The 4,445-nt window shown below is 44.4% G+C and carries 3 protein-coding genes and 1 pseudogene; all 4 read right to left on the reverse strand.

What is annotated here, in order from left to right; translation table 11 throughout:
* Nucleotides 1–273: pseudogene (locus IKB69_RS08980) on the reverse strand (efflux RND transporter periplasmic adaptor subunit); the annotation flags it as partial.
* 99 nt (nt 274–372) lie between these two features.
* Complete coding sequence (locus IKB69_RS08985) at nt 373–2,655, reverse strand: FAD-dependent oxidoreductase (RefSeq protein ID WP_290948525.1); 2,283 nt, start codon at nt 2,653–2,655, stop codon at nt 373–375.
* The gene (locus IKB69_RS08990; protein WP_290948527.1) at nt 2,642–3,625 is read right to left on the reverse strand and encodes a glycosyltransferase; all 984 of its coding nucleotides are present in this window, start codon (nt 3,623–3,625) and stop codon (nt 2,642–2,644) included. The genes IKB69_RS08985 and IKB69_RS08990 overlap by 14 nt, the downstream gene beginning before the upstream one ends.
* Nucleotides 3,625–4,445 (reverse strand): hypothetical protein (locus IKB69_RS08995; protein ID WP_290948529.1); only part of this gene is annotated, 821 nt, incomplete at its 5' end. The genes IKB69_RS08995 and IKB69_RS08990, both read right to left, overlap by 1 nt.

The following is a 4,445-nucleotide window of genomic DNA, read 5'->3' on the forward strand; positions in this document are numbered from 1 at the left end:
ATCAACAAGCACTTCTTGGATACGCCCAGAGATTTGGCTACCTACTTCAACAGTGTCAATGGGCGAGAGTGTGCCTGCGGCGGAGACGATTTGCGTGATAGTCGCAGTTTTTGGAGAAGTGGTTTTGTAGATATATTTTGGTGTGCTAGGGTAGAGCCACCACCATAGAAGCACTATGACTGGGCATAGCACAATAATGGTTAGCAAAAGCCATTTACGCTTTGCGGGCTTTGGGTAGAGCTTGGCGTAAATATCTTTGGCTAAAATGCTCACTCATATCTCCTAGATTCTAGCTTCTGTGCATATGTTAGCGTGCTTTGGGTAAAAATTGTAGCAGATTCTATAGGAATAATGTGAAGCGATGATGAAGTGCTAGAAATGTGCGTGTAGCGCGTGGATAATTTCATAGATATTATCGATTTTACCACCCATAATCGTGCAAAACCCCTTTACTCCATAGTCTTTGGCAAAGATTATGGGTCTGCCATCATCGATTTCATTTTGCGCGCGAAGTGTCTTTATCTCATACAAAGAGTCGATATACTCTAGCTTTGATAGTTCTGGGAGATAGCGCGCTGCATCTTGGCACATAAGGGGGAATTTAGATTCCAGCTTTTGGGACTTGCTTGTAGGGTGCAAGGTAGAATCTAGCAAGGCATAAGGGTCGCAGTTTTGGCTGATGCTACTCCAAGCGCAATGTGGTGTATAGCGCACATGACTTAGAGTGTAGCAATTTTTAGCAGGGTAGGGCATAAGTGAGAAAAACGCCCCATCCATAATGGTAACCCCTAAGCGAGCTAGAGACTTGGGCACTTGGACTAATGCCATTTCTGTAAGTTCATATTTCAGTGGTAAAGGCGGAAGAGCTGAGCGGCGTAGCAGGGCGTTGATCCCTGCATAAGTGCAGTTTAGCACAAGTGGCGCGTGCAAGGTCTGCCCTCTTTGTGCGCTAGATTCTAGCACGCTAACCCCTACTTCCCCTTGATCGCTAAAAACTTGCATAGCCTGTATATTTAGCGCAATTTCTACACCATTTGTGCGCAGTCGATCTTGCAGAATCTCACGCAAGATATGGGCATTAAAGGCGTATTCTTGCACACAAAAGACTTCTTCAACTAGCTCGTGTGTAAAAAGCCCATACACCGCGTCGCTTGCCCGCTCAATGGGGATAGAAAACTGCTTAAAGAGTCTATAAAACTGCGTAGCAGAAGTTTTAGAGCCATACGCAGCAATGGCATAGTATTTTTCAAACGCATTATCAATAGCTGGGGCAAACTCATCGCAAAAGCGCGTAAAATGCCTAGCACTGCTTAGGGCTGTGCTAAGGGAGCGTGGGTAGTGGTAGCCATTATGCACGCGCGCTTGATTGTGTAAGCTGGCACGTAAGAGTAGATCGCACTCCTTTTCTATGATGAGAATCTTTCTGTATTTTTGCCGCAGGGTGCTTGCGATATATGCGCCAAAAAAGCCTCCACCGATAATGATGCAGTCGTAGTGTGCTGTGGCTTTTTTGGTCAATTTAGCTTTTAGCGATAGATGCGGGAGCGGCGAAAAATCCATGTAGTCATTACCGCTAAGGCAACTCTTTTGTAATTTTCCTTGCAGCCCATATTTTTCATCTAAAATCCTAGAATCCTTTGCCAACTTGTTTAGATTTTTGTCTTTTCTGTCATTGTAAGCTTTGCTTTGCAAAGCGCGGCAATCCACTTGCGCGCTAGATTCTAGCTCCATTTGTTTCTTTAGAAAACCCCCAAATTCTTTGGAATGATTACCCAAGGCTGAATCTAGCAAGTAGGCTGTCCTTGCACACATATTTGTATGCACCACATAATGTACATTCTTGGCTAGATTATCGCTTGCTATAAAGCTCATAAATGTCGCTAGGCTATGGGCTAGATTGCCACTCTCATCAAAGATAGGCAAGCTAGATTCTAGGGCTTTATCGGCTTTATGCGATAGTGGGGTAAAATCTAGCATATCTATTTGCAAGCAATGCTCTTTGCTAAAGAAAAGCTGTAATACTCTTTGGCGACTTGAGCTAAGAAGCGAGCACTCTAGGGTAATTGGGATAGCCTTGCCCCCTTGCCTAGCACTAAGCATAAGCCTAGCACTAAGCCTGCTAGAATCTAAAAACACGCACTCTTGCACGCGCACATCTGTGATAATGCCCAGCTCTTGCATTAGAGCAAAAACGCTTAGATAATGCACGCCTAGCACTTCAAGCACGCTTTCATTCTTGTAGAATTTCCCATATTGTGTAAGGCTAGCACAGATAGATTCTAGGTTTTTGTGCTTACAGAGTGAAAGTGCGTGTCGGATTGATGGGCTAAGTGTGTAGATATAGTCTGTAAAAAGCACGAGATTTTGCTCTTTGGCTAGGGATAAAAGCTCGCGGTATTCCTTAGCTTTTCTAGTGGCTGGCTTTTCTATGAAAGTGTGGCAGCTCGCTTGTAAGGCGGCTTTAGCTAGCTCAAAATGCGCATTTAATGGCGTGATGATAAAGCATATATCCACTTGCTCTAGCAGGGTGCTAAGATTGCTTGTAGAAGTATTGGCTATGGCTAGGATCTCGCAGTGCTTGGCAATGTATGGGCGTAGAATCTGCCCGAAGTACCCGCTCCCTATAAGTAGAGCTTTAGGCTTATTTGACTGCATTGTTTTGGGGGAGCTTTGAGTGCTTATGCGCTAGGATTGCTTGGCGCAGGGTGCGCAAGCGGTAGATTTCTTTGAGATAGATTCTAGCAAGATTTGTGATTTGCACCTTTGATCCTAGGCTGTCATCTTCCCATTGCACGGGGATTTCTTCAATCTCTATCCCTAGGGCTTGGGCTTGTATAAGCATTTGCGCGCAGTAAAACCAGCTTGGATCATCGCTGCATTTTTGGCGCAGTAGTGTAGCGATGTCTGCTTGGTAGAATTTAAACCCGCACATTGCATCGCTAAAGCTTGTGTGCAAGGTAGCTTTGATGATAGCATTAAGCGATCTTGAGATGATTTCGCGCTTTAGGCTTCGCCCTATGACTTTAGAGTCTTGTAGCAGTCTTGAGCCCACAACGACTGCAGAGCCCGCGCATAGACTCTCATAGACTTCAAGTAAATGGCAGAGGTTGGTAGATAGATCAATATCCATATAGCCGATAAACGCGCTTTTATACTTTCTAGAGTTGTTGTGATCTATGCCAGCTTGGAGGGCCAAGCCTACGCCTTTTTGGTTCAAGCGGAGATATTCGATGGCAATGGGTGATTTAACTTGGCTGGTGGATTTGGCTCTACTAAAAAAACTGCGGTTTTGGACTGTTTTCTCATCGCAAAGTGCAGCATCTTTGGAAATCCTAGAATCCTGTGCTAAGTTGGTTAAGTGTTGGGCTTCATTACTAGAATCCACTTTTATGCCGTCATTGCGAGATTTTGACTTGTCAAAATCGTGGTAATCCATAGCTCCACCACCAGAATCCGCTAGCGATAGGGCGATTTCTTGCGTGTGATCAGTTGAGCCATTATCGATGATAGTAAGGATACAGGGGATATTATGCTCTATCATAAATGCCCTAAGAGTGCGTACTCCAGATTCTAAGCGGTATTGCTCATTTAGCACGGGCAGCAGGATATTAAGTGTCTTTTGCATTAGGAGTCCTTGATATTAGTCTCTGTGTAGTCTAATACGACAGAGCTTTGCTCATCGATGATCTCATAGGCGGCACTCTTTTGCTTGATTAGAATTATGCGCATATACTCGCCGATGATTGAGAGCATAGAAAATAGCCCAGTATTACTTAGCACCATATAGGCAGAAGTCGAAGTCCAGCCTTGCGCAATATGGGGTATAAAGTAAAATGAGATAGCGATGTAGAGCCCATAGGCTCCATTAAAAACTGCAAATGCCAAACACAAGCAAGTGCCTAGCCGCAGTAGCTTATAGGAGCGACCAAAGATCATATCAAGCCCTAGATTGATATGATCTAGTAGCGATTTTTTAGGTATTGTGGTAGGGGTGTAGGGGTGCTCACATATCTTTAGTGTGTTATCAAAATCAATAAAGCGCAAAAGCTTAATGTCATCTTGCGTGCGTAAAAGCACATTGATCGCCTTGCGTGAGAGCACACAAAACTCACTAAGCTCTTCTCTATACTCGCCATCACTAAACATTCTTAATATTTTATAGAAGAGTTTTGATGCGTATGTTTGCACAAAGCCATAGGGCTTACGCGTGCGGCTAGCTATAGTGATGTCATAATTGTGGCAGGATTCTAGCATTGCGAGTGCTACATCAAGTGGGTCGCTCTGCAAATCCATAAACAGCACATAATCCCCAATGCAATGGCGCAAGAAAATCTCATAAGAGAGCACGCCTAGATTCTTATAGCTCCCTGTCATCGATCGCACCTGTAGCACGCGGCAATTTGGGATAGTGTGGGTGATAGAGTCTATGCTAGTAGCTGTCGGGG

Origin of the sequence: Helicobacter sp. (assembly GCF_017502485.1) — a bacterium.
Lineage (GTDB): Bacteria > Campylobacterota > Campylobacteria > Campylobacterales > Helicobacteraceae > Helicobacter_B.